Annotated in this window: 17 protein-coding genes; 11 read left to right on the top strand and 6 right to left on the bottom strand. The window is 61.0% G+C overall.

Annotated features, from left to right (window positions below):
* Positions 1-301 precede the first annotated feature (301 nt).
* Complete coding sequence (locus AC1DYF_RS25170; protein ID WP_477879617.1) at positions 302-1564, bottom strand: Glu/Leu/Phe/Val family dehydrogenase; 1263 nt, start codon at positions 1562-1564, stop codon at positions 302-304.
* Between the two features lie 268 nt (positions 1565-1832).
* On the bottom strand, positions 1833-2660 hold the full coding sequence (locus tag AC1DYF_RS25165) for an alpha/beta hydrolase (protein ID WP_477879616.1): 828 nt from the start codon (positions 2658-2660) through the stop codon (positions 1833-1835).
* A gap of 207 nt (positions 2661-2867) precedes the next feature.
* Here AC1DYF_RS25165 and AC1DYF_RS25160 point away from each other — a divergent pair, with 207 nt between their 5' ends.
* Positions 2868-4067: an MFS transporter gene (locus tag AC1DYF_RS25160; protein ID WP_477879615.1), complete on the top strand. Its 1200-nt coding sequence runs from the start codon at positions 2868-2870 to the stop codon at positions 4065-4067.
* Here AC1DYF_RS25160 and dgcA read toward each other — a convergent pair.
* A complete protein-coding gene (dgcA, locus tag AC1DYF_RS25155) occupies positions 4037-5017 on the bottom strand; it encodes an N-acetyl-D-Glu racemase DgcA (protein WP_477879613.1) in 981 nt (326 codons plus the stop codon). The two genes, AC1DYF_RS25160 and dgcA, sit on opposite strands and share 31 nt — an antisense overlap.
* Before the next feature lie 155 nt (positions 5018-5172).
* Between dgcA and AC1DYF_RS25150 the strand changes: the two genes are divergently transcribed.
* From AC1DYF_RS25150 to AC1DYF_RS25135, 4 genes are read left to right on the top strand one after another with little or no spacing between them, the layout of a single operon-like run.
* Positions 5173-6315: an ABC transporter permease gene (locus AC1DYF_RS25150; protein WP_477879611.1), complete on the top strand. Its 1143-nt coding sequence runs from the start codon at positions 5173-5175 to the stop codon at positions 6313-6315.
* A gap of 7 nt (positions 6316-6322) precedes the next feature.
* The gene (locus tag AC1DYF_RS25145) at positions 6323-7177 is read left to right on the top strand and encodes an ABC transporter ATP-binding protein (RefSeq protein ID WP_477879609.1); all 855 of its coding nucleotides are present in this window, start codon (positions 6323-6325) and stop codon (positions 7175-7177) included.
* A complete protein-coding gene (locus AC1DYF_RS25140) occupies positions 7177-8955 on the top strand; it encodes an MlaD family protein (RefSeq protein WP_477879607.1) in 1779 nt (592 codons plus the stop codon). Before AC1DYF_RS25145 ends, AC1DYF_RS25140 begins: the two co-directional genes overlap by 1 nt.
* A 21-nt stretch (positions 8956-8976) precedes the next feature.
* The gene (locus AC1DYF_RS25135) at positions 8977-9579 is read left to right on the top strand and encodes an ABC-type transport auxiliary lipoprotein family protein (protein WP_477879606.1); all 603 of its coding nucleotides are present in this window, start codon (positions 8977-8979) and stop codon (positions 9577-9579) included.
* Between the two features lie 94 nt (positions 9580-9673).
* Here AC1DYF_RS25135 and AC1DYF_RS25130 read toward each other — a convergent pair whose 3' ends face one another.
* Positions 9674-13033: a M10 family metallopeptidase C-terminal domain-containing protein gene (locus tag AC1DYF_RS25130; protein WP_477879605.1), complete on the bottom strand. Its 3360-nt coding sequence runs from the start codon at positions 13031-13033 to the stop codon at positions 9674-9676.
* A gap of 444 nt (positions 13034-13477) precedes the next feature.
* On the opposite strand from AC1DYF_RS25130, the gene AC1DYF_RS25125 reads away from it, so the two are divergent.
* On the top strand, positions 13478-14179 hold the full coding sequence (locus tag AC1DYF_RS25125; protein ID WP_477879620.1) for a Type 1 glutamine amidotransferase-like domain-containing protein: 702 nt from the start codon (positions 13478-13480) through the stop codon (positions 14177-14179).
* A 108-nt stretch (positions 14180-14287) separates the two neighbouring features.
* Here AC1DYF_RS25125 and AC1DYF_RS25120 read toward each other — a convergent pair whose 3' ends face one another.
* Complete coding sequence (locus tag AC1DYF_RS25120) at positions 14288-22267, bottom strand: apolipoprotein A-IV repeat region-like domain-containing protein (protein ID WP_477879604.1); 7980 nt, start codon at positions 22265-22267, stop codon at positions 14288-14290.
* Positions 22268-22707: 440 nt separating this feature from the next.
* Between AC1DYF_RS25120 and AC1DYF_RS25115 the strand changes: the two genes are divergently transcribed.
* Both AC1DYF_RS25115 and AC1DYF_RS25110 read left to right on the top strand, forming a co-directional pair.
* Positions 22708-23076, top strand: a complete 369-nt coding sequence (locus tag AC1DYF_RS25115) for an Hpt domain-containing protein (protein WP_477879602.1) — start codon at positions 22708-22710, stop codon at positions 23074-23076.
* A gap of 105 nt (positions 23077-23181) precedes the next feature.
* The gene (locus AC1DYF_RS25110; RefSeq protein ID WP_477879600.1) at positions 23182-23502 is read left to right on the top strand and encodes a 2Fe-2S iron-sulfur cluster-binding protein; all 321 of its coding nucleotides are present in this window, start codon (positions 23182-23184) and stop codon (positions 23500-23502) included.
* 363 nt (positions 23503-23865) lie between these two features.
* Here the strand turns inward: AC1DYF_RS25110 and AC1DYF_RS25105 are convergent, their stop codons facing one another.
* Positions 23866-24486, bottom strand: coding sequence for a DUF922 domain-containing Zn-dependent protease (locus tag AC1DYF_RS25105; protein WP_477879598.1), 621 nt, complete (start codon positions 24484-24486; stop codon positions 23866-23868).
* A 103-nt stretch (positions 24487-24589) separates the two neighbouring features.
* Here AC1DYF_RS25105 and folP point away from each other — a divergent pair, with 103 nt between their 5' ends.
* The 3 genes from folP to folK are packed head-to-tail and all read left to right on the top strand — an operon-like array spanning position 24590 to position 26337.
* Positions 24590-25465 (top strand): dihydropteroate synthase, encoded by an 876-nt coding sequence (gene folP, locus AC1DYF_RS25100; protein ID WP_477879596.1) that lies wholly within the window; start codon positions 24590-24592, stop codon positions 25463-25465.
* A complete protein-coding gene (folB, locus tag AC1DYF_RS25095; protein ID WP_477879594.1) occupies positions 25458-25832 on the top strand; it encodes a dihydroneopterin aldolase in 375 nt (124 codons plus the stop codon). Before folP ends, folB begins: the two co-directional genes overlap by 8 nt.
* The gene (folK, locus tag AC1DYF_RS25090) at positions 25819-26337 is read left to right on the top strand and encodes a 2-amino-4-hydroxy-6-hydroxymethyldihydropteridine diphosphokinase (RefSeq protein ID WP_477879592.1); all 519 of its coding nucleotides are present in this window, start codon (positions 25819-25821) and stop codon (positions 26335-26337) included. The genes folB and folK overlap by 14 nt, the downstream gene beginning before the upstream one ends.
* Positions 26338-26355 lie beyond the last annotated feature (18 nt).

Here is a 26355-nt window from a genome sequence, read left to right as displayed (position 1 = left end):
CTTGGAAAACGAAGCGCGTCTCGGTTATGCTCACGCCGAGCGATAACAGTCCAGGTCATCGGAAACCCCATTTTGATTTAGCACCAAAAGGGAATCACAACCTGCTGTTATCGCTCAACTACTTTTAAATCGGGCTCTAAGCTAAATAAGCGATCAAGGCTACACGGCCAAGCCTTCGCCGCGCCATCGATGGGAATGGCCTGAGGGGATGCGCGATGGCGTGTCCGCTCGCCAAGCAATGGACGCGGCGAGGCAATTCCCGCCACGTCATATTCGCTGTTCGCCGTCCGGCGAGCTCATCTCACGGGAACAACCCACGCGTCGCCTTGGCCTGCGCCACCTTGTCGACGCCGATCGCCATGGCGGCGACGCGATGCGAGATCGCATCCTTTTCCACCCGCTCCATGACCCGGCCGAAGGCGTTGTCCAGCAGATCCTTGAGCCGGCCGATCACCTCCGCCCGTCGCCAGAACAATTGCTGCAGGTCCTGCACCCATTCGAAATAGCTGACGRTCACGCCGCCGGAATTGCAGAGGATGTCGGGAATGACGAAGATCTCGTTGCGCCGCTGGTCGAGCACCAGGTCGGCTTCGGGCGTGGTCGGGCCGTTGGCGGCTTCGGCGAGGATGCGGCACTGGAGCTTGGCCGCGACATCGGCGTCGATCACCCGCTCGATCGCCGCAGGCACGAGGATGTCACAGGGCTGAACGAGCAACTGGTTGGGGTCGAAGGCGAGTTCGGTCGAAAAACCCTTCAGTGATCCATGCTCGCCGGCATAGCGAAGCAGGGCGTCGACATCGAAACCTCTGGGATTGAGATAGCAGGCCGTGTGATCCGAGACGCCGATGATCTTCACGCCTTGCTGGGCGAGCTCCAGCGCGGCGTAGGAGCCGACATTGCCGAAGCCCTGGATGATCGCCGTGGCGTTGCGCGGGCTCAGTTGCAGCCGCTCCATGACGCGCTGGATGAGATGCGCGACGCCCAGACCCGTTGCTTCGCGCCGGCCCTCGGTGCCGCCGGAGGAGACCGGCTTGCCGGTGACGATTTCGTTGACCGTGCGTCCTTGATACATGGAATAGGTGTCCATGAACCAGGCCATCACCTGTTCGTTCGTACCCATGTCCGGCGCCATGACGTCGACATAGGGGCCGACGAAGGGGATCATTTCTTGCATATAGCGGCGCGACAGGCTTTCGAGCTCGCGCTTTGACAGTGAATACGTATCGACCGTGATGCCGCCCTTGGCGCCGCCATAGGGCAGGCCGGCGAGCGCGCATTTCCAGCTCATCCAGATTGCCAGCGCCGACACCTCGCCGATATCGACGCTGGGCGCAAACCGCGTGCCGCCCTTGGTCGGCCCAAGCGTCAGGTGATGCTGCACCCGGTAGCCTTGGAACACGGCGGTCTCGCCGTTGTCGAGATTGATCGGGCAGGAAATGGCGATGGCGCGCTTCGGATAAAGCAGCCGATCGCGCTTGCCATCCTCGATTTCAAGATAGTCGGCGACGTGCTGGAATTGCTTGCGGGCCATTTCGAAGACTGGACCCGTATAGATGCTGGACATTCCGTTTCCTTATGCCGCTTGGTGATTTCGACGCGACCGGGGAGGCGGCAATCCCACGGTTGTATGGTGATTGGGTGAGATGGTTTTCGGTGGGATTTCGTTGCGTCGACGATGCGCATAGAAACGGCAGATTTTGGTAATTTTCAATGAGAAAATCGAAAAATAGAGGTGATTTCTGTTCAAATTTCTGCGGAAATCGGACCATTTTCAGCAAAAACGTGATTAAATCGATATAATCCCGATTTCCGGATGTTCTTATTTTTTTCAATTAATGCGTGTCTATGCCGAAAAAAGCATCGATCTTGTCGATCATATCGACCTCAAAAAGTCCCTGTGCATGACCGGCGCCGTGGATGACCTCGAATTGCAAGTCATGTTTGGCAAGCGCTGCCAATTCGCGACCGGACGCAATCGGCACGAGTTCATCCCGGTCGCCATGCAGCACCAGTATCGGCGCCGTGACGTCGACGATATCGAGATCGCTTCTGAAAGGCGACCGGAGCAGCAATGGAACGGGAAGGTAAGGGAATTTGCTCCAGGCGAGCGACAGCATCGATTTGAATGGCGACACCAGGACGACACCAGCAACCTGGCGATGTGCAGCAAGGTGGAGGGCCGGAGCCGTGCCGAGCGATTGACCGAAAACATAGATCGGATGGTTGGGGAAGGCCTTTGCCGTCCAGTCGTAGATTTCGAGCGCGTCGGCCAGCATCTTCTCGCCGTTCGTCGTTCCCTCTGATCGCGGATAGCCACGCAATGCCGGGGCCACTATGCCATAGCCTGCGGCAATCCAGCCGGCATAGAGAAAGCGGTAGGACTCGGGATAGCTGGCATTGCCGTGAAAGACGATGATGATCGGCTTGCCATCGGCAGGCTGGCCTTGAAGTGCAAACAGCCTGGTGCCGTCGACCGTCGGAATCATGACGTCCTCCAGCCCGAAGCGTGCGGCAGCGCCCTTCAACTCGACTGGAAGCGGGATGAATGCGCCGGGAAACAGAAAGCGATCCTGGCTGAAATAAAGGATGAGACAGGCGGCGAGATAGAGGCCGATCACGATGGCGGCAGAGAGGCGGAAGACCGGGTAAGGTATCGTCATGACCCGACGTTAACAGGCTTCCAGTGCGCGGCAAACCTCGGCAATTTAGCATTGTTGCCGGATTGTCATCCTGCCGAATTATTTCGGCAGTTGTGCGAAACCACATTGGTGCGCACGAACGCCAGTGCTAACGGTTCACCATGCCGAAAAATCGTTGTGCGCCGGATGATTCCGGAAACGTCATGGCGTGCGATTCTGGAATATCTCATGCTCGCTCCTCCATCCTCCATCCATCGTGACGACGCGCCGCGCTTCTTCGCCCTGCGCGCCGTTCTGCTGTTCTGTGCCCCTATGATGGTCAACGGCATTGCGGTGCTCTATTTTCCGGTCCTCCTGCAGGACCTGAGGATGACGCCGGCAGAGATCGGTATCATCACCTCCATCCCCGCGCTGATGCGCATTCTCGGCATGCCGGTCGGCGCGATGGCCGCCGACCGCGCCAAGGACCGCACGACCGTGCTCATGTGGTCCGGCATCGTCTCGTTGGCGACAACGCTGGTGATGTTCCACACCGTCACGTTTTGGCCGATCCTGCTGATCTATGCAGTCCAGAGCCTGTTTTATGCACCCTATGTGCCGATTGCCGACGCGGTGCTGGTGACCGGCGTGCGGCGCTGGGGCTTCGATTATGGGTCACTGAGGCTCTGGGGCTCGGTCGCCTTCGCGCTCACCACCTTCATCGGCTTCGGGCTCGACCGTTTCGGCGGCGCCATGGTGCTGCCCGGCCTCACCCTGTTCTTTTCGCTGACCATCATCATGGCGCTGACTGCGCCGCGGCTTGGTCGTGACCTGCCGTCGGCGCCGAGCGATCCGGCTGTCGCGATCGTCAAGGCGCGGTTCTGGTCGCCCGATTTCCTGCTCGTCATCATTGGCGCATCCGTCGTGATGAGCAGCCAGTCCATGCTTTATGCCTTTGCGACCAATTACTGGAAGGCACAGGGCATTTCCGGTGTCGGAATCAGTTTTCTCTGGCTTGCCGGCGTGCTCGCCGAAATCTGCCTGTTCTTCGTCTCCGGCCGCTGGCTGCGGCGTTCCAGCGTTTGGCACCTCTTCATCCTGGGATCGGTGTTCACCTTCATACGCTGGACATTGTTTCCGCTGGCGAGCGGCTTCTGGCCGTTCTTCCTGCTTCAATGCACCCATGCCTTCACTTATGCGATGATGCATCTCGGCGTACAGCGCTTTATGATCACCCGGGTCGGTGACCGGCAGGGTGCCTATGCCCAAGGCTTCTATCAGGCGGCGACATCGATCTTCGCGGTGATTTCCGGCTGGGCGTCCGGCTATATCTATGAGGCGTTCGGCGTCAACGGCTTCTATTCGATGAGCATTCTGGTCGTCATCGGCCTCGCCATCCTGTTTGCCGCCATGCTGTTTCAGCCCCAGAGCGCCCGCTCGGGCGGATAGACGAGCGACGCCTCGTAGCGCAGCGACGGTTTGCAATCTTCGGCGAGCAGCAATGGCCCGTCGAGATCGACGAAGGCCACGCCCTGTGCCAGCAGCACCGCCGGCGCCATGGCAAGCGACGAGCCGACCATGCAGCCGGCCATGATCTGAAACCCCAGCCGCTCGGCCTCGGCCTTCATCTCCAGCCCCTCCGTCAGCCCGCCGGCTTTGTCGAGCTTGATGTTGATGGCGTCGTATTTGCCGACAAGCGAAGCGAGATCAGCCGTTACATGGGCGCTCTCGTCGGCACAGATCACCAGTGGACGGTCGATATCGGCGAGCAGATCGTCATGCCCGGCGGGCAGGGGCTGCTCGATGAGCGCCACGCCACATTCTGCGGACACGGCGAGATGGTGTGCGAGGTTGTCTTTGGTCCAGCCCTCGTTGGCGTCGAGGATCAGCACCGATTGCGGCGCGCCGGCGCGGATAGCGCGGATGCGGCTTTCGTCATCAGTCGTGCCCACCTTGACCTTGAGCAGCGCCCGGTGCGCCCATTTTGCTGCCTGCGCGCCCATCTTTTCCGGTTCGTCGAGTGAGATTGTATAGGCTGTGGTGAGCGGCTCAGGCGAAAGATCGAGGCGCCCGGACACCGGCACGCCGCTCATTTTCGCCTCCAGGTCCCACAGCGCGCAGTCTATGGCATTGCGTGCTGCACCCGCATCGAGCCGGTGCTTGAGCTCGGCGCGGCCCAGGCCGGCCGCGATATCGCCGGCGAGTGAGCGGATCTGCGCCTCGACGCTGTCGAGCGTCTCGCCGTAGCGCTTGTAGGGCACGCATTCACCGCGGCCTGCGAAATCAGCCTCGCGGATCGTACAGACGATCACTTCGGCGGTGGTCTTGGCGCCGCGTGAAATCCGGAATTCGCCCGCGATCGGAAACTTGGCGATTGTGGTTTCAAGGTGACGCGTCACGTGCAATTCCTTTTGTTTTCCAATCGCCTGCCGATATGGCTTGAATGCGCCGTTAATCTATTGTCAAACGGCATTTCGCGCGTCGACTCGTTTTGTTTTACCACAAAAGACCCGATGACCGGGTCTCTGTGCAAGGCGCCAGTGAGGACTGCCAGATGGCGGATACGGCCGAACAAGCCGGTGTGACGATTGACCATCCGGATGGCGGACTTCTCGTCCGCCTGACCGGCGCTTGGCTCAACAGCACGATCGCGCAGGTCGATCGGGCGCTCAGGGAAGCCAGCCGCAACAGCGTTTCCGGCACCGTGCGCCTCGACCTCAGTGGCATTACCAATCTCGATACCGGTGGCGCTTGGGTGATCCGTCGGTTCATGACGGCGCTTGAGAGGAATTCCGGCAAAGTCGATCTCAGCGATGCGCGCGCCGGCTTCAACGAATTGATTACCGCCCTGCCGGAGGAGCTGAAGCAACCCGGCGACGACAGCCGGCAGGATCGCTGGTATGTGCGCTTTCTGGCGCCTATCGGCGAATCGATCGTGAACCTCTATACGGACACGATCGCGTCGATGGGCATCATCGGTTCGGCAGTGCGCGGCGCCCAGCTCAAGCTCGGCCGCAGTAGCGGGCTGTCGCCCGCTTCGGTCTTCACCCAACTCGAGCAGATGGGCGTCAACGCGACGCCGATCATTGCGCTCATGTCCTTCCTGATCGGCGCGATCATCGCCCAGCAGGGTGCCTTCCAGCTGCGCTATTTCGGCGCCGAAGTTTTCGTCGTCGACCTGGTCGGCATCCTGCAACTGCGCGAGATCGGGGTGCTGCTCACCGCAATCATGATCGCCGGCCGCTCCGGCTCGGCCATCACCGCAGAGATCGGCTCGATGAAGATGCGCGAGGAGATCGACGCGCTGCAGGTCATGGGCCTCAATCCGGTCGGCGTTCTGATCTTCCCGCGGCTGCTGGCGTTGATGATCGCGCTGCCGCTGCTCACCGTGATTGCCAATTTCGCAGCGCTTGCCGGTGCGGCGGTCGTCGCCAACATCTATTCCGGCATCACCTATCAAGTCTTCCTGTCGCGCCTGCAACAGGCAGTCGATATTTCGACGGTGATCTCCGGCATGCTGAAAGCCCCGTTCATGGCTGTCATCATCGGCGTGGTAGCTTCGGTGGAAGGCCTGCAGGTCGAAGGCTCGGCCGAGTCGCTCGGCCGGCATGTGACCGCCGCGGTGGTCAAGGCGATCTTCGTCGTCATCATGGTGGATGGGCTGTTCGCCATGTTCTACGCCGCGATCGATTTCTGAGGCGCGCATGGCGGAAACCAACGGGCAGGGACAGAAAAACGGACGCGAAGTGATCCTTTCGGCGCGCGGCATTACCGTCGCCTTCGGCAGCCATGTCGTGCTCGACAAGCTCGACCTCGACATTTTCAAGGGCGAGATCCTCGGCTTCGTCGGTGCATCCGGTGCTGGCAAATCGGTGCTGATGCGCACCATCCTGCGCCTCGTCCCTAAACAGGCTGGTGAAATCCAGATCCTTGGGCAGGATTATGGCCGGGTGAACGAAGATGAACGCTTCAACCTCGACATGAAGCTCGGCGTGCTCTTCCAGCACGGCGCATTGTTTTCAGCACTGACCGTCAAGGAAAACATCCAGTTTCCGATGCGCGAATATCTCGACCTGCCGAAATCGCTGATGGACGAACTGGCATTGCTGAAGATCGAACTGGTCGGGCTGGCGCCGGAGGCGGCCGACAAATATCCCTCCGAACTTTCGGGCGGCATGATCAAGCGCGCGGCACTGGCACGCGCTCTGGCGCTCGACCCGGCGCTGGTTTTCCTCGACGAGCCGACATCGGGTCTCGACCCGATCGGAGCGGCCGAATTCGATGAGTTGATCACCAAGCTTCGCGATACGCTGGGGCTTACTGTCTACATGGTCACCCACGATCTCGACAGCCTGTTTTCGGTGTGTGACCGAATTGCAGTGCTTGGAAAAAAGCGTGTGCTCGTTCAAGGGACAGTCCAGGATATGCTTGATTGTCCTGATGAATGGGTACAGTCCTACTTTCGGGGCAAGCGCGCGCGTTCCATCCCTGGCGTCGTCGACGGTGCCGGGCGGGCGGTGCATACGGCATCCACGACAGCAACCAATACGGGCCATTGATGGAAACAAGGGCAAACTACGCGATTGTCGGCTTCTTCACCATCGTCGTCGTGCTGATGGCTTTTGGCTTCGTCTACTGGATGTCCGTCTATGGCCGCGAAGGCAAGATGGAGCGACTGATCGTACGCATTCCCGGTTCCGCCAACGGCTTGAGCGTCGGCTCGCCGGTGCGTTTCAACGGTATCCCGATCGGTACGATCCGGGCGCTCGACTTCGATCGCAAGGCCCCCGCCTATTCGCTTGCCGTCACGGAAATCCGCACCGACGCCCCGGTTTTCCCGGGGACGCGGGCGGTGCTGGAAATCCAGGGTTTTACCGGTGCCGCCTATCTCGAATTCTCCGGCGGTGACCCCAAGCAGGAGCCGATTCTCGTCACCGCTCAGAAGGAAGGCAAGATCGCCACCATCGACGCCATGCAATCCGGCGTCACCAATATCGTCGCCACCGCCAGCAAGATCGCCGACAAGACCGATCAGCTGCTCGTCACGTTGCAGAGCTTCGTCAACGACAATCGCCAGCCATTGACCGATACGGTGGGCAATGTCGATACCTTCACCAAGGCATTGAAGGACAACGCGCCGGGGATCGACAAATTCCTGCAAAGCGTGACCGAGCTTTCCGGCACGATCAAGAACGTGTCCGGTCGGTTGGATACGACGCTTGCCGCTGCCGAAAAGCTCATCCAGGCGGTCGATCCGAAGAAGATCGACGACATCCTGGTCAACGCCCGCAAGGTCAGCGCCGATCTCGCGGATGCCTCCGGCAAGGTTGGCGGCGTGGTCGATGAAGTCCATGGCGTCGTGGCCGACGCCAAGACGACGATCAAGAAGGTCAATGACGCGGTCGACACCTACAAGACCTTCGGCGACCGGGCGACGGCGTCGCTCGACAAGGTCGACAAGCTGGTCGCTGCCATCGATCCGCAGAAGATTCAGGCGACTGTCGATGATGTTCACGCCGCCGTGGCCAATGCAGGCAAGACGGTCAAGGACCTGGATGAGGCGATCGCCACCTACAAGACCTTCGGCGAAAAGGCCAATGTGTCGCTGGACAAGGTCGACAAGCTGATTGCAGCGATCGATCCCGACAAGGTCAAGGGCTCGGTGAGCGACATCCACGCCGCGATCGCCGATGCGCGCACGACCATCGCCAATATCAAGGGGCTCTCGGACGACATCGGCAAGCGGCGCGTCGATATCGACAAAACGATCACCGATGTCACCCAGTTGATGGCCAATCTCAACAAATCCTCCGGCAAGGTGGATGGTGTCATCGACAAGGCCAGCAGCGTGATCGCCGCGATCAATCCGAACGAGATCAGTGCCGCCGTTTCCGACGCGCGCGCAGCGATCGGCAATTTCAAGGGCATTTCGCAGGACGTCGACAAGCACCGCGCCGATATCGACAAGACGATCACCAATATTTCCGAGATGTCGGCCAATCTCAACAAGGCTTCGACCCGTGTCGACGGCGTGCTGGCCAAGGTCGACAGCTTCCTCGGATCAGGTGATTCCAAGTCGCTGTTCGCCGACGCACGGGCGACGCTCAAATCCTACAAGGATCTGGCCGACAATATTAATGGCCGCATCGGACCGATCGCCGAAAATATCGCCCGTTTCTCGGGCTCCGGCCTGCAGAATGTCAATGCGCTGGTCGAGGATGCACGCCGGGCTGTACAAACGCTCAATCAGGCCATCAGCCGGCTTGACAACAACCCGCAACGGCTGTTGTTCGGTGGTCAGGAAGTCAAGGAATATAACGGCCGCACGAGGCATTGAACTGTTGTGTGTGGGGAAGGAATGACAGCAGGACGTCTTCTGAGCATTGCCCGTGCATGTTTGCCGGTCCTGCTCCTTATTGGATTGTCGGGTTGCGGCGCGAGCCAGGCGAAGAATGACACTTTCGCGCTCTCCGCCATGCCCGAAATTTCCGGCCCGAAGGCTAGCAAGAAGCAAATCTTGATCCCGGAGCCGAGTGCGCTCAAGGCGCTCGATTCCGAGCAGGTGGTGATCTATGTGACGCCATCGGAGATCCAGTATCTCGCCGGCGCCCGCTGGAGTGACACGCTGCCGAAAATGGTGCAGGCCAAGCTGGTCGAGGCTTACGAGAATTCCGGCAAGCTCGGCGGCGTCGGCGTGCCGGGGCAAGGGCTGGCGATCGACTTCCAGGTCGTCACCGACATCCGCGCCTTCCAGATCGAGACGGCCGGCGGCAACCGCGCCCATATCGAGATTTCGGCAAAGATCCTCAACGATCGCAACGGCGCGGTCAAGGCACAGCAGGTCTTCTCCGCCACGGCTCCTTTGACTGGCTCCGGCAACCCGGCCTACGTCAAGGCGCTGGACATCGCCTTCAGTAAGGTGATCTCGGATATGGTCGCCTGGACGCTGAAGTCGATTTGATACGAGGTCTCGATCCCGATTGATCGGCGACAGGCGCAAGCCCGGTTCAGCAGGAGAGACTTCTCGTCTTGTTGCACCATGGGTTTGACCAGCGCTACACGATCTCAAAATCCAATTGATCGAGAGACGTCCCGTTTGTGATCGAGGCAAACAGCACGCGGTCATATGTGTCGCCCGATCCGTCGCGATCGAAATAAATGTCGCCGTCGGCCTTGTCGTAGAGAATGCGATCGGAATTGTCGACGCCAGTCGTCGAGGAGCCGCTGGCGATCAGTTTGAATGCGGCGCTGGCGAGCGCGCCCACGCTCAATCCGGCAAATACGCTGCTGTCGAGGTCGAGCCTGTCGCCTGCCTCGAAATCCTTGATTGTGTCGGCATTGCCCGGCGTCAGCGTCGCGTCGAAGACGAAATGGTCGGCGCCCGTTCCTCCATAGAGCAGGTCGTTGCCGACCCCGCCGATCAGGGTGTCGGCATTGTCATGGCCCTTCAACGTGTCATCGCCGCCCCGACCCCATATCCGGTCGCTGCCGCTTTCCCCAAAATGGTAGACATTGCCCTCGATGATATTGTCGTTGTTGTCACCGTAGAGCAGGTCGTTGAACGTGCTTCCGTCGAGGTTTTCGATCGATATATAGATGTCGCCGGCGCCGGTGCCGGTATTTTTAGATGAATCCATCAGGTCGGCCGTCACCCCGGTGTAATCCGCATCGTAGCCGACCGTGTCGGAACCGTTGCCCCCATCCAGGATATCGCCGCTGCCCTTGCCGATCATCAGGTCCTTGCCGTCGCCGCCGCTGAACTTGTTGACGCCATCCGTGCCGTAGAGGATGTCGTCGTAGTTCGAGCCGATCAGGTTCTGAATATTGATGTAACTGTCGCCCAGGGCTTCGCCTGAATTGGCGTTCGCATCCTCCAGCCCGGCGAACAGACCTGCCGTAGCGAATGCATAGCTTGCGGTGTTTTCGCCTGTCCCGCCGTCCAGCACATCAGCCCCGCCGCCGCCGATCAGGGTATCATTGCCCTCATAGCCGTAGAGCGTGTTCTCCGCGTCGTTGCCCCTCAAGACATTGTCGAAGTCGTTGCCCTGCAGATAGAAGGACAGTGATCCTCCGATCGTGCCGTTCTCGACATACTCGGTGAGCGCGTAGCCATCGGCAAACGACTGGGGGTCGTCGATGGCGATGACGACGACCGTGTCGATGCCGCCGTCCGCCTCTTCCACGACAGCGTCGTAATGATTGAGCTCCTCTGGAGTGCTGCCGCCGATCAGGTCGTAGAGGAAATATTTGTCATTGCCGCTGCCGCCGATCAGTTGATCGTCACCCAGCCCGCCGGTGAGCGTGTCATTGCCGTCGAGGCCGCTGAGCATATTGGCGGCGTCGTTGCCGAAAAGCCGATTGTCCAGCTCGTTGCCGTAGAGACCAAAGTCGATCGCGCCTCTGATCTCGCCGTTCTCGACATTGTCGGTCAGCGTATAGGTGTCTGTATAGTGCTCGTCCTCCTCGTGGAAGGCTGTGACCAGGACCGTGTCCCGCCCCTCGTTGGCGGCCTCGTCGACATAGTCGTAATTGCCGCGTCGATAATCGAGTTCGTAGACATCATTGCCCACGCCACCCATCAGCACGTCGCCGCCATAGAACCCGCCGCCGTTGAGGGTGTCATCGCCTCCGCCGCCGATCAGGATATTGTCGCCGACGTCGTCGAAAAGGTGATTGTCCGATTTATTGCCGATGAGCGTGAACTGGTCGGCTTCCGCGCCGACGATCGCGCCGATTTCCACATTGTCGGCAAGGGTGTAGGAGCGAACCGAGCCGTCTACGTCCCTGACCTGGATCTGGTCCACCCCGCCGCCGGCCGCCTCGACGACCCTGTCGTAATGACCGTTTTTGACATCGAACAGGAAGTAGACATCGTTTCCGGATCCGCCGTTCAGCGTGTCGGTGCCGCTTCCGCCGTCAAACTGGTCCTTGCCGCCGGCGCCGTTGAGAACGTCGTCTCCTTCGAGGCCTGAAATCTTGTCGTTTCCGTCGCCGCCGCTGATCGTATTGGCAAGCGCGTTTCCGGTTGCGGTGAAATTGCCGGTCCCGGTAAAGGCCAGGTTTTCCACCTCGCCCTGCAGATAGTTCGACTGCTGCAGCGAATAGGTCCTGAGCGAGGTAAACACCTTGTCGCCCAGGTCCACGCCGCCGACATTTTCGAGCACCATGTCGGTCGTATCCGTCACCAGGTATTTGTCGTTGCCGGCACCTCCCTGCATGACGTCCCGGACACCGTCGGACTTGCCGTTGAAACCGCCATCCAGCGTGTCGCGACCGTCACCGCCATAGAGATCGTCTATTCCCGCGCCGCCGATGAGATAGTCATCGCCGCGCTCGCCGCGCAGCGCGTCGCTGTCGGCGCCGCCATTCAGCTCATCCTTGTCATCGCCACCGTACAAACTGTCCTTGCCGGCAAAGCCATTGAGGAAATCGTCGCCATTTCTGCCTTCGAGCCGGTTGGCGATGAGATTGCCGTTGATCGTATCCGTGCCACTTCCGCCAATGGCGTTTTCGACATAATTGGCGATCGAATTGGGGTCGAAATTCGCTTCCCAGGAATTGAGGCCGGCGGTGTCGACGGCTGCGGCGATGGCGATGTTCTTCTTCAGCCCGCCGACATCGGAAAAGCTTTCCAGATCCAGATTGATCAGCTGTTTGTTCGCGTAGCCCGAGAAATCGAGCGTGTCGTTTCCCTTCGCATCCCAAACGGTGAAAACGGCCTTCTCGTTGGCACTGCTGATGAGAAAGGCGGCGCCGGCATTCGAGTTAAATCCATAGGTGGTATCGTCGGTGCGCGTCGCCATGTTGGCACCATAGAGCCGCTGTGCGGCGGCAATGTCGTCGAGAGACGGCGTACGGCTGAAGCTGCCCTTGAAATTGGCCCCTGTCGATGTCTCCGACAGGTAGCTCATCTGCGTGTACTGCAGTGAATCTTCAGGATAGGCCGCAACGATGGGAACATTGCTTCCGGCATTGTATTTGCCGGGATGCGACAGCCCGATCGCATGTCCCACTTCGTGAATCAGGGTCTGCCGGTCAGCTCCGCCCTGGCTGAGCGCTGTCCCGGGCGTGTTGACCAGGTTGAGCCCCACTCGCACCGTCGTGTCGGGATTGAGGGCCAGAAAATGTTCACCATTTCTGCTCTCGTACGGACCGGTCGTGCCGCCGGTGCTGTTGTCGTTTTTTCTATAATTCTTGAAGCCGATTTCCGGGTCGTCGTTGTCGACGAAGAAGCTGATATGGGCGACGTCGCTCCACATCCGCATGGCATCCTTGACCGCGGCCTGTTCAGCCGGCGTGAACGCGCCGGTCCCGCCGAAAAAGCTGTAGCTTGCGACCGCCGGAATGCCAAATCCCTCACCCTGGGGATCATTGCCCCGGGAGATGATCGCCGCTGCTTGCGTTGTGGTCACCATGGTGTCTGCTCCGGTTCATCTCGTCGGAGGTCATTCGTTCAGCATTCACGCGTCATGTGCAGGCAAAGCCCGATTAATCGCCCTTGCTCATTTGGATGAGCCCGAGCGTTGTGGTAACACTAGCCGTTTGTTTCGGATGGAAGGACAGGCGAGGTCAGACCGCGCTGTGTCTCTTCAGCTCAAATGGCGAACGATCTACACCGTCCTCACGGCAGTGTTCGATCAAGAAGCCACCAGGCTTCGCATAGATGGAAATGCCATCTGGTCCTTTGCCCTCCCAAGCAAATTTTAGCAGTTCTTAATAAGATATTTTGTAAACCAAGTCCATCAAAGAAGTTTTGTAAAAATACAGGAAGTTTGCTCGGTTTTCRCTGGCGATATTGGACGGGTTGCGGCTCCAGTGCATCGTTAGGGGTACGGTAGCCAAATGGGAGCGAAGCTTTGATCAATCTGGTGCTCTACAGCGACCAAATCATTCCTGAGAATGCCGCGATTGATACGCAGCTTTTGATGATGATGGAGGCGAGGGGTTCCGGAAGGCGCATCGGATATATTGCTTCCGGGCCGGAGCCGGATCGCCGGTTTTTCAACGGGCGGAAAATCTATTACGCGCAATCCGGCCTTCACCTCGCACAGTTCCATGATCTTGATGCGAGCCATAGCGATCAAGAAATCGAGAAGCTTTTGGCATGCGACGCCATTCATCTTGCCGGTGGCCAGACCGGCCCCTTTCTGAATCGGCTGAGGCGCAGCAGGATGTTGGGCCTCTTGCGTGACTGGGCGCTGTCAGGAGGAATCCTCGTCGGAGCAAGCGCCGGCGCTATCCTCACGACGCCGACGATCGCAACGGACGCATTGTTCTCGGATCGACAGCCGGAGGAAACAGAGGATGGCGCTGCACTCAATCTTGTCCCCTTTGAATTTTTCCCTCATTTGGGTGGCAAGCCCAGCTATCTCCTCGATCTCCTGCGCTACAGCAGAAACACGCCAAGACCGATCGTTGCTTGCCGGGACGGGGACGGCATCGTCGTCACGCGAGGGATGATTGAATGTGTGGGTCAACCTGTTTGGATAGCTGCTGGGGCGGTCAGGAAAGCAAGTGAGATAACGCCTGCTGGCTTCTCAATCCGACCGGCTGCTGAATAAGAAAGCTGGAGGTGACCAGTCCAGTGGGATTCAGCGAAGGTGTTTGCTTCGAGCCTCCCGCGAGATAAGGCGCGAGAGGCCTGAAACTTTGAAAACCTACTCGTTCCGTTACGAGAACCGCCCCGCCGCATGCGCCAGCATCGTGTAGACCTTGCCGGTGTCCGATGTCAGATAGCTCTGGGTCAGCGCCTTGTCGCGGTCGTTGCGGGCAACGTCGGCCAGAAGCTTTTCGAAGTCCGTGATGTAGCGGTCGACAGCGGAGCGAAATTCCGGCTCGCGCTCGTATTTTCGCTTGATGTCGTCGAAGGTCTGCTGGCCCTTGAGCGTGTAGAGGCGGCGGGTGAAGACGTCGCGCTCGCCGCGCTGGTAGCGGCGCCAAAGCTCGACCGAGGCGTCATGGTCGATCGCCCGGGCGATATCGACCGACAGCGAGTTGAGCGACTCGACCACATGCCGCGGATTGCGGTTGTCTGGGCGGGTTGCCTGCTGCTGGGTCGGCGCTACCGGACGTGCAGGGACCTCCTCATCGCGCGAGGCACTGCGCAGCAGATCGCTGATCCAGCCCTGTCCCTGCGGTGCCGGAATATCATCCTCGCGGGCAGGTTCCTGGCGGCGTGCGGCCGGCTCGGTGGCCGCGGGGCGAGCGATTTCGCGCGCCGGCGCTTGGCCGCGCTCGATGCCGAGCGAGCCACGCAGACCAAGCGGTTCCTGCCGCGGCTTTTCTTCCGTCTTGCGAGCCTCTTCCACTCGGCGGGTCTCATCCGTCCGGCGCGTTTCGTCGGCCCGCGGCTGAGGCAGGATTTGCCCGGTCACGCGGGGACGATCGGCCGTCACGGCCGAAGCGGTGGGCAGGTTTTCCTCCCGGACGGCCGGCCGCTGTTCCGGCTGGCGGACCGCAACTTCCGGCTCGCGGCGCGGCTGCACTGGCTCCTGGCGGGTGGGCTGCTGCTGGACCGGCTCCTGGCGGACTGGTTCGGAGCGCACAGGTTCGGACCGGACCGGCTCAGAGCGCATAATTTCGGTGCGCACTGCCTCCGGCCGAACGGCATTTTCCTGCCGCACCCGCGGCGCTTCGAGATGCGAGGCGGAGACGCCGATAATGCCGGTCAGTTCCTGCAGCGCGCGGACCTGTTCCGCCACGGCGCGGCGCATCTGGGCGGCATTTTCCTTGGCTTCTTCCGGCAGGTCGAAGGCGCCACGCTTGAGTTCGGCACGGGTGTCGGTGAGTTCCTTGCGGATCTCGCCGGCAGTGCGGCGGATTTCGTCTGTGGCGCCGGAGAAGCGGCCAACCGCTTCGTCGATCGCTTCCTTGAGCGTGTCGCGCAGTTGCACGGCCGTGGCCGACGAGCGCTTGCCAGTCTCGCCGAGCAGCCGGTCGACATCGCCGAGCGAGGTCGTCACGCTGGTGCGCAGCCGCGCCGCAACATCCTCGGCATTCTCATTGGCCTTGGAGAGCGTGATTTCGACGGCGGCGGAAGCGTCGCTGGCCGCTGCCGAGATTGATTGGCGCATTGCATCCGCCATGTCATTGGCGCGTTTTTCGGTATCTCCGAGGATACGGCCGATCTCAGCAAACGAGCTCTGCACGCCGTTGCGCAGGTTGTTGGACATCTGGCCCGAGCGGTTTTCGGCGCGGTCGAAGGCGGCTTCGACCAGTCCGGCGAGCGAGCGCATGGTATTCTCGATCTCCTCGGACTTGCGCAGCAGGTTGACGGCGAGCGTCTGTAATGCCTCCTCGCGTTCTTCGAGCGTCGAAACGAGATTGGACTGCGCCGCCGAGAGCAGGTTGGAGGCCTGGCCGAGCACCTTGGAGTGGTCATCGAACCGTCCGACGATATTGCCGATCTGCGACAGCGTCTCGCTCGACACGCTGCTCAGCCGGTCAGCCGTGCCGTCCAGCAGGCGCGTGGAAGCGCCGAACGAGTCGGAAGCGCGGGTCGCCGTCTCGGCGAAGCGGTCGGCGCTGGCCGTGAGTGCGTCGTCGATGGCGCCGAGATTGGTGCCTGTATCGGACACCAGCTGGCGGATGCTGGAACTGCTCTGGTCGAGTGCCTGGACGAGATCCAGCACCGTCGTCTTGAGCGTCTGCTCGGCGCTTGCGACAGCGCGGGCGCTTTCCTCCGTGCGTGAGGCGATCGCATTGAGCAATGTCGAATTCTCGCTGCGCAGCGTGTTGACGCCGTCCTGCACAGCCTGGCCGAAGCGGTCGACGGCCTCCCGGCCGAGGCCGGAGAGATTGTCGACGGCCGGCCGCGCCTTCTCGTCGATGATGCGGGCGAGTTCGGCGGAGCGCGACGCCAGCATCGAGTTGAGCTCTCGGGTGCGGTCGTCGAGCGTCGTACGGATCGCGTCGCCGCGGGCGAGCAATGCCTTCTCGGCGGCGTCGAGGCTCGCCTGGATGTTCGCACCGTCTTCGGCCGCCTTGGCGCTCGCAGTGCCGACACGGGTGGCAAAATCGCCGGCATTGCGGGCCAGCGCCTGCGTCAGCCGTTCGGTCTGCTCGGCAAGGCTGCCGGAATAGGCCTGGGCTTCCGAGGACAGCCGGCCGGAATAGTCGCTGGCGCGGCTCTCAAGCCGCGTCGCGAAACCATCCGCCTCGCTGGCCATGCGCATGGTGAACGCATCCGCATCGCCGGTGAGCTTGCCGCTGAGCGCCTCGGTCTCGCGCGCCATGCGGGCGGCATAGGTGTCGGCATCGGCGGTGACGCGGCTATGGAAGGTCTCCGCATCGCCACCGACCCGGCTGCTGAAGGTATCGGCAGTGGACGACATCTGATTGTTGAACGCATCGGCAGTCGAGGACATCTGACCGCTGAAGGTGTCCGCGGTCGAGGACATCTGACTATTGAGGGTGCTGGCGCTGGACGACAGCCGGTCAGCGAAGGCATCAGCGTCGCCGGAGAGCCGATTGCTGAACGCATCCGCCTCGCCGGCAAGACGGCTCGAGAAGCCGGCGCTGCGGGCGGCCATCTCATCGGCATATTCGAGGCCCTTGGAGGCGATCGATTCGAGTGCACGCTGTGCATCGGCGTCCATGGACTGCGATGCTTCCATAACAGCGCCACGAAGCGTGTTGGCAAGACCGGCGGCCTTCCCGTCGATCATCTTGGAAACATTGTCGAGGCCGATGCCAAGTGCACGGTCCATGGTCGAGAGGCGCTCGTCGACCTTGGCGGTGCGCGTGTCGAAGKTCTCGGCGATCTGCGCCGCATGCGTGTCGAGCGCTTCGGTCATCCTGCCGGTATTCGAACCGAGCGCGGCCTCCAGACGGCTCGCATTCGAGCCAAGCGCTGTTTCCAGCCGGTTGGCGTTCGAGCCGAGCGTTTCGGTCAACCGGTTGACATTGGTCTCGAACGTCCCGGTGAGCTGGTCGGCGCCGGTGCCGAGCATGTCGGCTACCTGGTTGGCGCCGGCATCCAGTGCGCCTTCGACCCGCGTGGTGCCCGCGCCGAGAGCTGCAGTCAGCCGTTCGGAGCCGGAGCCCAGGGTTTCCTCGAGCCGTGTCGTGTTGGAGCCGATGGTCGAAGCGACCCGGTTCACGCTGGCATCGAGCGTCTCGGAGAGACGCGCCGCATTGCTGTCGAAGGTTTCGGCGATGCGGCCGGTATTGGCGTCAAAGGTCTGCGCGATCCGTGTCGAGCCGCTTTCGGTGACATTGCCAAAATTCTGGATCTGGGTTTCGACCAGGTCCCTCAGCCTGCTGCCGGCCTGTTCGATGGTTTCGGCGAAACGGCCGGCATCGGTGTGGATGCCGGTTTCCAGCTTGTCGAAGCCGGAAATGATCCTGCCGCCGGTTTCATCGAAGCGCTGGGTGACGTCGGTGAGCGTCGCCTCGATGCGTCCGGAGAACGTGTCGGCGGCGCGCACGATCTCGCCGGCCTTGTCGCCGAAACGCTCGGCCAACACGCTCGCGCTCGTCGCGATGACCTTGTCGAGTTCCGAGGCACTGGCGCCCACCGCAGCCTTGAGTGCCGCCTCGCGCTCTTCGAGCTTCATGTCCAGCATCATGATGTTGGACAGCATGTTGGCGGCGCCGCTTTCGATCCGCTCGTCGAGCGAGGCGCTGCTTGCCTCGATCGTCTCGCGCAAAGCGTCGCGATGCGCGCCGATCTGGGCAATCAGCTTTTCGGCCATCTCGTTGAGAGACTGGGTATTGTCGGTAAGCGACCGATGCAGGCCTTCGTAATTGCCCTCCATGCCGGCGCCGATGGCGGCGGCGGTGCCGATCAGCCGCTCGTCCAACGCTTCTGCCGCGGCGGTTATGGCGTTGACAAGGCTTGCCTCGCGTTCGGCAAGCGTCTCTTCGATCTTCTTGGAGCCGTTGGAGAAAGCAAGCGCGCTCGCCTGCATGCGGCCGTCGAGCGAATCCGCGGTGGCATCAAGCACCTGACGCAGGTTCTTTTCGCGGCTTTCGATCCGCTCGGCAAAGCGGCTGGCGCTGGCGTCGAGCTCGGTGGCGCTGCGCGCCATGGCATCGCTGAGCGTCGAGGTCTGGCCGGAGATCGAGTTGGTCAGGCCGGCCGAGGCGGTGTCGACGGTGTCGGTGATCGCCTTGGTGCTCTTCTCGATCGTATCGCGAAGCCGGCCCTCGCCGTCTTCGAAGGACATTTCGAGCATGCTGGCGCCCATGGCGATGCTGGTGCCGATGGCCGTCGCCTGATCCTGCAAGGTCTCATCGATTTGTTTGCGGCCTTGATCGAGCGCGACAGTGATGGCGTTGGTGCGGTCCTCGAGCGTGGCGCGAATGAGCTCATGCGTCGAGGCGAGCTGGATGGAGAGATCGGCGCTACCATTGTCGAGCGCGTCGGAAATGTCCTTGACCGATGTGGTGAGCGTCGTCTGGATCTCGCGGCTCGCCGTGCTGGCCGACTGTTCGATGCGGCTCGCGCCGCGCTCGACGATATCGGACATCTCGGTGCTGCGCTGTTCGAGAATGCTGGCGAGCCCTGTCGTGCCGCGCTCCAGGTTTCCGGCCAGGCTGGCGCTGCGCTCGGCCAGGATGCCCGAAATGCCCTTGGTGCCGTCACCAACGATCGTCGACAGGTTCGAGGCACTCTCCTGCAATGTGCCGGCAAGCGTGGCGCTACGCTGTTGCAGAATGTCGGTGATGCCTGCCGAACCGTCGGAGAGAATCCCGGACAGGTTTGTGACGTTCTGCTGCAGGGTCTGGTCGAGGTGGCTGCTATGCTGCTCGATCGTCTGCGACAGCTCCGCGTGGCGCTCCTGCATCGTATGCGACAGTCCGATGGTGCTATCGCGCACCATGTCGGAGAAGCCGGCGGTGCCATCGGTCAGAATGCCGGAAAGCGTCGTCGTGTTCTGCTGCAGCGTGTGCGAGAGTTCCGAGTGGCGCTGCTGCATGACCTGCGAAAGTCCGGCCGTGCTGTCGCGGACGATGTCGGAGAAACCGGCGGTGCCATCCGTCAGAATGCCGGAAAGCGTCGTCGTGTTCTGCTGCAGCGTGTGCGAAAGTTCCGAGTGGCGCTGTTGCATGGTCTGCGAAAGCGCGGCGGTATTGTCGCGGACGGTGTCTGAAAAGCCCCTCGTGCCGTGCGCAAGAATACCGGACAGGTTGGCCGTGTTCTCAGAGAGCGTCGTGGAAAGTGCGGCGCTATGCTGCTCGATCGCCAGCGTCAGACCCGTGCTGCCGTTGAAGACGATGTCGGAGAACTCCGTCGTGCCGTCGGTAAGGATCGTCGAGACACGCGAAGCGCCGTCGTTGAGAGTCGATGCAAGTGCTGCGCTACGCTCGTCGAGTGCGCCTGCGATCGCCGCGGTGCGGCTCGCCATGGCCTGGTCGACCCGCATATGGTTCTCGCCAAAGGTCGTGGCGATGGCGATGGCGCCGTCGCCGAGCGTTTTCGCCAGCCGCGAGCGTGCATCCTCGACATTGCCGGTAATCAGTTCCGTGCCGGCAGCAATGGCGCTCTGCAGCCGATCGTGATTGCCGGCAAACGACGCCTCGATGGCTGCGGAGCGCTCATCGAGAAGGGCCGACATCCGCTCATGGCCGCCGGAAACGGCAGTTTCGAGCCGCTGATGGTTGTTGGCGAACATGGTCTCGATGGTTTCGGAGTGCGCCCCGAGCAGTGTTGCCATTTTCTCATGCCCGTCGCCGACGCTTCTTTCGAGGCGCGTGCGGTTTTCAGTGAACGAGCTGTCGAAGGCATTGGCGCGGTCGCTGAGCAGCGATGCAATATGCTCGTGGCCGGCCGTAATTGTATCGTCGAGTTTGCGATGCGTCTCCTCGAAGGCGGCGGCGATGCCGGCGGAGTTATTGTCCATGAGCGCCGCCATCCGGTCGATGCCGGTATTGATGGCTTCGGTGCGGTTGGAAATCGTCGCGGTCAGCGCGTCGGCCTTGGCGGCAAAGCCTGAATTCAGCTCCTCGTTGGCGCGGCCGATCACCTGGGTGATTTCGCCGACCTTGCTGTCGAGCGCCATCTCGATGACTTCCTGGCCGGTGCCGAGCGCCGTTTCGATCGCCAGCGCCTGGCCGGTGAACGACGAATCCATCCGCTCGAGCGAGCGGTCGAGCAGGCCGGATATGGTTTCGTGGCCGCCATTGAGCGAGGCATTGATGCGCGCCAGGCTATCGGACAGCTTTGCGTCGAGCGAGCCGGAGCGCTTGTCGAAGGCATCGGCAAATTCGGTGATCCGGCCATCGAAAGCCGAGGACACGATATCAACCGTCGAGCGCAGCTTCTCGTCGAAGAAGCCGGACCTCAGGTCGAGATCCATGATTGCCTCATCGGCGGTGGTCTTCAGCGACTGGCGGAAGGTGGTGCTCTTTTCGTCGAGGCTGGAATTCAGCGACGTCAGCACATTGTCGAGGCTCGACGTGATGGTGTCACCGCCGGTGGTTAGCGCCTCGTTGATCTGGCGCGTGCGGGCGATCAGGGTCTCGTTGAGCTGCCGTGTGCGCTCCTGTAGCGCGGCATTGAGCTTCTCTGTATTGGCGTCCAGCACCGAGGCGCGGGTTTCGAACTCGGCGAGCAGCGATTTGCCCCGTTCGCTCAGCGCCACGCCGAGCGTATCGATGCGGGTGTCGAACTCGTTGACCAGCGACAGGCCGGAGCTTTGCAGCGCAGTGACGAAGTCTTCCGTCTTGGTCGACAGTACGTTGCCGATCGAATTGGCGGCATTGCCGGTCCGCTGCATGATGATCGCCGCCTGGGTGTCGATCATCTGTGCAACGGCTTCGCCTGACGTTGCGATGTTCTTGGCGATGCTGGAGCTTGCCGCAGTCAGTTCCTCGCGCAACTGCTCATGCGCGCTCGAAATCGACGAGCGGACGCGCTCGGCATGGCTGACGATCGCTTCGCGCTCTGAGCCGAGTTCCTGCACCAGGCTTCGGACGCGCATCTCGTTGTCGGTATAGCTGCGCTCCAGCGCGTTGACTTCCGAATGAACGAGCGTTTCGAGCTCTGAGGCGCGCGCAATCGTCCGCTCGATGCCTTCGTTCATCGCGGTGACTTCGCGCCGCACGGCCTGGCCGACCGACATGATGCGTTCGGCGGCGGCATTTTCCGGTTCCGCCAGGCGCAGGGCGACCTCTGCCATCGACCGGGCGGCGTGGCGCAATTCCTGCGCACGGGCGATCATGGTGGCGAAGGCGAAGAATACGAAGATCGGGAAGATGGCGGCGACGAGAATGGCGAGCGCGCCCGGGACGGTTTCAAGGTCGTGTAGCGACCGGATTTCCCAGATCTGCGGTGCGAACATCAGATGCGCAAGCCCGGCGCAGGCTGCAACCCAWACAACTGAAACGACCGCAGCAATACGCAGCGCCGATGAGGAACGATGCGACTCGAGGCTGCGTCCGACATTGGCGTTGGCTGCCGGTCTCTGATCGTTGGCAGGCTTGTGCGACGGCGATTTCGGGCCGGGTTCCGGGGCAAGGGCGCGGGCGATCTCTTCAGATTTGCCGGCATTCTTGGCGGACTGGTTGGCTACATCAGACACATTGCCCTCCCGAGGATCAAGATTGCCCTGGGGGCGCTTCTCATGGAAATTGAATTCGAGGGCGTCTTCAAGCGCTTTGTATGCGCTTTCCTCGACCTCGTCTTTTTCCTTCTTGATCGTCATTCCGTTTCGCCTCGTATTTCACACACCCTGGGGCGGAAGTCGACCATTATCGAGTCCAGCCATCATGGCTCTGCATTTGCCGGCTCATAGTCGCATATCACGATGTCGCGATCGACCGTGAGGCGTCCAGTCGCCCGGATTTCGTGGCCTTTTGGTAAAAGGAGCCGCAATTTTCCACGTAACGTAGTGGCACAGAAGCCGTTTTGACACAATGAGTTGGGCCGGCAAAGCGAAAATCGTTAACTGTTTATTAACGGGATTCTCAGAGCACCTGTGCAGAAAAGCGAATGAATCGCGGTGTTTATCCGTTGTTAACCATAGTTGCAGTTTCCCAAACGCGAAATTGCCGTAATTAAGCTTTCATGCGTGCCTCGATGTGAAGATAGGGCCTAGAGCCAAAAAGGCCTGTCTCACTATCAGACAATAACAGGGAAATACCAATGGCAGCCGTGAGTATCGCTTTCGAAGCCCCCGACAATTATCGAGGCTTCGTTCCGTCGAAAAACCGTCCGATCGATCTCGTTCATCTCGCCCGGCAGACATCCGGCAGCAAGGATCTCGAACTCGAAGTCTTGCACATGTTCGCCAAGCAGGCGCGCGCCTGCATGACCGAAATGGCTGCTGGCGAACGGGATTTGATCCGTCAGACCGCCCACAAGCTCAAGGGTGCGGCACTCGCCGTCGGCGCCTTCACGGTGTCGGAAGCGGCCGAGCGTGTTGAAAACCAGACCGATGAAGCAAGCAGCATCGCCAAGCTTGGCCAAGCTGTCCTCGAAGCCGAGAATTTCATTCTCAAGCTGTCGCGCTGAGGCGCAAAGGCGTCGGCAGTTGCTGTTGACGCAATCTGGATTTTGTTGGAAAAGGCGCCATATGAGGGGCGTCCGCCGGCCCTTTCCAACATCATCAGGAATTCCATGCCCAAACTCACCATCATTGCTCATGACGGCGCGCGCCACGATCTTGATGTCGCCAGCGGCTCCACCGTCATGGAAAACGCCATCCGTAACTCCGTCCCCGGCATCGTTGCCGAATGCGGCGGCGCCTGTGCCTGTGCGACCTGTCATGTCTATGTCGACGAAGCCTATGCCGAGAAGGTCGGCAAACCCGACCCGATGGAGGAGGATATGCTGGATTTCGCTTACGATCTCCGTCCGACCTCGCGGCTTTCCTGTCAGATCCGCATCACCGACGCGCTGGATGGCCTGGTGGTTCACGTGCCGGAGCGTCAGGGCTGACCTGGCGTCAGTTCTGTAAGGCGGGAGTGACGTAACGGAAGGCGCGCCCCAAAAAAGTGCCTCGCTCTCTGGTTAGGATAGCGAGGCGAGAGAGACGCACCGTCAACAGGCGAGGGAGGAGACACCTGCAGCCACTCGAATGCGCCTAGGGAAACCACACGACTACGCTTGGGGATAAACCGTAAGGCCGTCAGAAGATTCATCCACAAGTGATAATCAGAACCTAGTTTAGAAAAGCTGCAAGTGCAATTCGTAGATATAGCGGGTTAATTAACAGGATTCGCGTAAGCTTCGCGCAAGCAGCGATGCTATCGTCCAACCCCCCGCCGAAAATGCTGCCGGAAACGTTTTGGGGCGGCCAGATTACGGCTTCTTCGCTGCCATCCGGTACTTGAGCAGCCGAATCATCCGGCTTTCGAAATTGGCCGCCTCGATCCGGTCGAAGCGCTTCTGATCCTTGTCGTGCTCTTCCAGCGCCTGCGCGGAGACCTTCGCGACCTTGGCTTTCAGACTGGCGCAGTCGGATGTGGAGGGCAGTGCCAGGATCTGCTTTTCAAGGTCGTGGGCATGATAGCGGGCGATTTCAGCATGTCGCTCCTCATGCCGTCTTATGTCAGCCGAAAGCGTATCCCAGATCAGCGCCATTGCCGGGCCTGCCTTGCGGCGGTTCGACCAGCGCGGCAGGAGGATCTTGGTGGTCAGCGTCACCTTGGCGCCGCCGATATTGCAACGCCCGCCCTTGGCGACAAAGGTCGCGGTTCCCGAAAACTTGATTCGCGTGATGCCGGGATGACGATGGCCAGTGACGTTTGAAACGGGACCGTGCTGCCGCATTTCGCGATCGAGATCAGCTGCCGTGGTGCCGCCGATGCTGAAATAGCTGATTTCCTTGTGGATGATCGTGTCTGCTTTTGCCGCCGACAGCGGCGCCAAGCAAGCCAAAGCCGTCCACAGCAATCCGATTTGGGTGCCGAACCGGCTCATGACATCCTCCGCGAAACGCGACACGACCCATCCATGGGACATTGTCTGCCGCTTCGCAATATGCAATCAGCACAAACGCAAAGCCGCTTTCCGGAGTTCCGCCATGCCGTCACCCTTCGAACCGAGAGATTGGACGCTGGCACATGGGCGCTCTCTTGGCCTCGGTCCGGAAGGCGTGATCATGGCGATCATCAACGTCACCCCGGATTCGTTCTCCGACGGCGGCTTGAACCTGAAGCCGGATATTGCGATCAGCAACGCGATCCGCGCTGCCAAGGCCGGTGCCGTTATCATCGATATCGGCGGCGAGTCGACGCGCCCGAACGCAGCCGAGGTCAGCGCCGCGGAGGAACAGGCTCGCGTCCTGCCTGTCATCGAAGTGCTTGCCGCCAATTGTGTCGAGGGCGTGATTTCGATCGATACCTATCGCGCCGAGACGGCACGCAAGGCCATCGCCGCCGGAGCCCACATCATCAACGATGTGCATGGCCTGCAACGCGAACCCGAAATCGCCCGCGTGGCAGCCGAGACCGGTGCCGGCCTCGTCATCATGCATACGGGTCGCGGTCGCGATAAGAAGGCCGATCCGATCGAAGACCAGTTCGCCTTCTTCGAGGACTCGCTGAAGATCGCCGCCGAGGCCGGCGTTTCAAGGCAGCAGATCGTGCTCGATCCCGGCTTCGGTTTCAACAAAGAGACGGTGAAAGACAATCTTGACATCATGGCGCGGTTTTCAGAACTGCATGTGCTCGGCTACCCGATCGTCGCCGGTACTTCGCGAAAACGCTTCCTCGGCAACGTCACCGGTCGCGATCCCGCCGACCGCGGCGTGGCGACGGCAGCGACCACGGCGCTGCTGCGTGTCGCAGGGGCGGCGATTTTTCGGGTCCACGATGTCGCTTTCAATGTCGATGCGCTAAAGGTAGCCGATGCTATGCTGAATGCAGCAAGCACCGGCAAGGAGGGCAGAAATGCGTGAGACCTATACGATAACTCTTGCCAATTGCGCTTTTTTCGCCCGACACGGGGTGATGGACGAGGAGGAAGTGCTGGGACAGCGCTTCTTCGTCGACGCCGAGCTCGAAGTGAGGCCGCATGGCCCGCTGGAGGAGGACGCGCTCGACTCGACCGTCGACTATGGCGTCGCCTTCAAGGTGATCGAAAAGATCGTCACCGGCCGCCGCTATTTCCTCATCGAGGCGCTGGCGATGGATATTGCCCGCTCGCTGGAAAGCCAGTTCCCGCAGATCCGCCGCGCCAAGATCACGCTCAGGAAGCCGAATGCGCCGGTCGCCGGCGTGCTCGACTACGTCCAGGTCAGTGTCGAACACTATGCCGCCGACTGACGCGCATGTGGAGGCCTATCTCGGGTTGGGCGGCAATGTCGGCGATCCCGTCGCGTCCATGGCGGAGGCCTTGCGCCGGATCGATGCGGATCCGCATTGCATGGTGGCGGCCGTTTCGCGCCTCTACCGCACGCCGCCCTGGGGTAAGACCGACCAGGACTGGTTCGTCAACGCCGCCGCCGCAATCCGCACCGCTTTGTCGCCGGAGGCGCTGCTCGATCTCTGCCTGGACATCGAGCGCGCCATGAAGCGCGTTCGCAGCGAGCGTTGGGGGCCGAGAACGCTCGACATCGATATCCTCGCCTATGACGCCGTGGAAATGTCAGGGCCGCGGCTGGAACTGCCGCATCCAAGGATGATCGAACGTGCCTTCGTGCTGATGCCGCTCGTCGATGTGGCGCCCGAATTGGCGGTTGGCGGAGCGCACGTGGCGGCGTGGCTTGCCGGCGTCGATCAGACGGGCATCGAAATCGTCGGCGAGGGTCGCGACTGGTGGCGTGGGTAGCGTCGCAACACCTGCAGG

This window comes from Rhizobium sp. P2_G9, assembly GCF_056403475.1.
Note: the sequence above shows the minus strand (reverse complement) of the source record. Positions and strands in the feature narration are given on the sequence as shown.

Excerpts from the sequence above, each read along its gene's own strand:
- AC1DYF_RS25165 (WP_477879616.1), bottom strand. The coding sequence starts at position 2,660 with ATGACGATACCTTACCCGGTCTTCCGCCTCTCTGCCGCCATCGTGATC.
- AC1DYF_RS25160 (WP_477879615.1), top strand. The coding sequence starts at position 2,868 with ATGCTCGCTCCTCCATCCTCCATCCATCGTGACGACGCGCCGCGCTTC.
- AC1DYF_RS25150 (WP_477879611.1), top strand. The coding sequence starts at position 5,173 with ATGGCGGATACGGCCGAACAAGCCGGTGTGACGATTGACCATCCGGAT.
- AC1DYF_RS25145 (WP_477879609.1), top strand. The coding sequence starts at position 6,323 with ATGGCGGAAACCAACGGGCAGGGACAGAAAAACGGACGCGAAGTGATC.
- AC1DYF_RS25140 (WP_477879607.1), top strand. The coding sequence starts at position 7,177 with ATGGAAACAAGGGCAAACTACGCGATTGTCGGCTTCTTCACCATCGTC.
- AC1DYF_RS25135 (WP_477879606.1), top strand. The coding sequence starts at position 8,977 with ATGACAGCAGGACGTCTTCTGAGCATTGCCCGTGCATGTTTGCCGGTC.
- AC1DYF_RS25130 (WP_477879605.1), bottom strand. The coding sequence starts at position 13,033 with ATGGTGACCACAACGCAAGCAGCGGCGATCATCTCCCGGGGCAATGAT.
- AC1DYF_RS25115 (WP_477879602.1), top strand. The coding sequence starts at position 22,708 with ATGGCAGCCGTGAGTATCGCTTTCGAAGCCCCCGACAATTATCGAGGC.
- AC1DYF_RS25110 (WP_477879600.1), top strand. The coding sequence starts at position 23,182 with ATGCCCAAACTCACCATCATTGCTCATGACGGCGCGCGCCACGATCTT.
- AC1DYF_RS25105 (WP_477879598.1), bottom strand. The coding sequence starts at position 24,486 with ATGAGCCGGTTCGGCACCCAAATCGGATTGCTGTGGACGGCTTTGGCT.
- folP (WP_477879596.1), top strand. The coding sequence starts at position 24,590 with ATGCCGTCACCCTTCGAACCGAGAGATTGGACGCTGGCACATGGGCGC.
- folB (WP_477879594.1), top strand. The coding sequence starts at position 25,458 with ATGCGTGAGACCTATACGATAACTCTTGCCAATTGCGCTTTTTTCGCC.
- folK (WP_477879592.1), top strand. The coding sequence starts at position 25,819 with ATGCCGCCGACTGACGCGCATGTGGAGGCCTATCTCGGGTTGGGCGGC.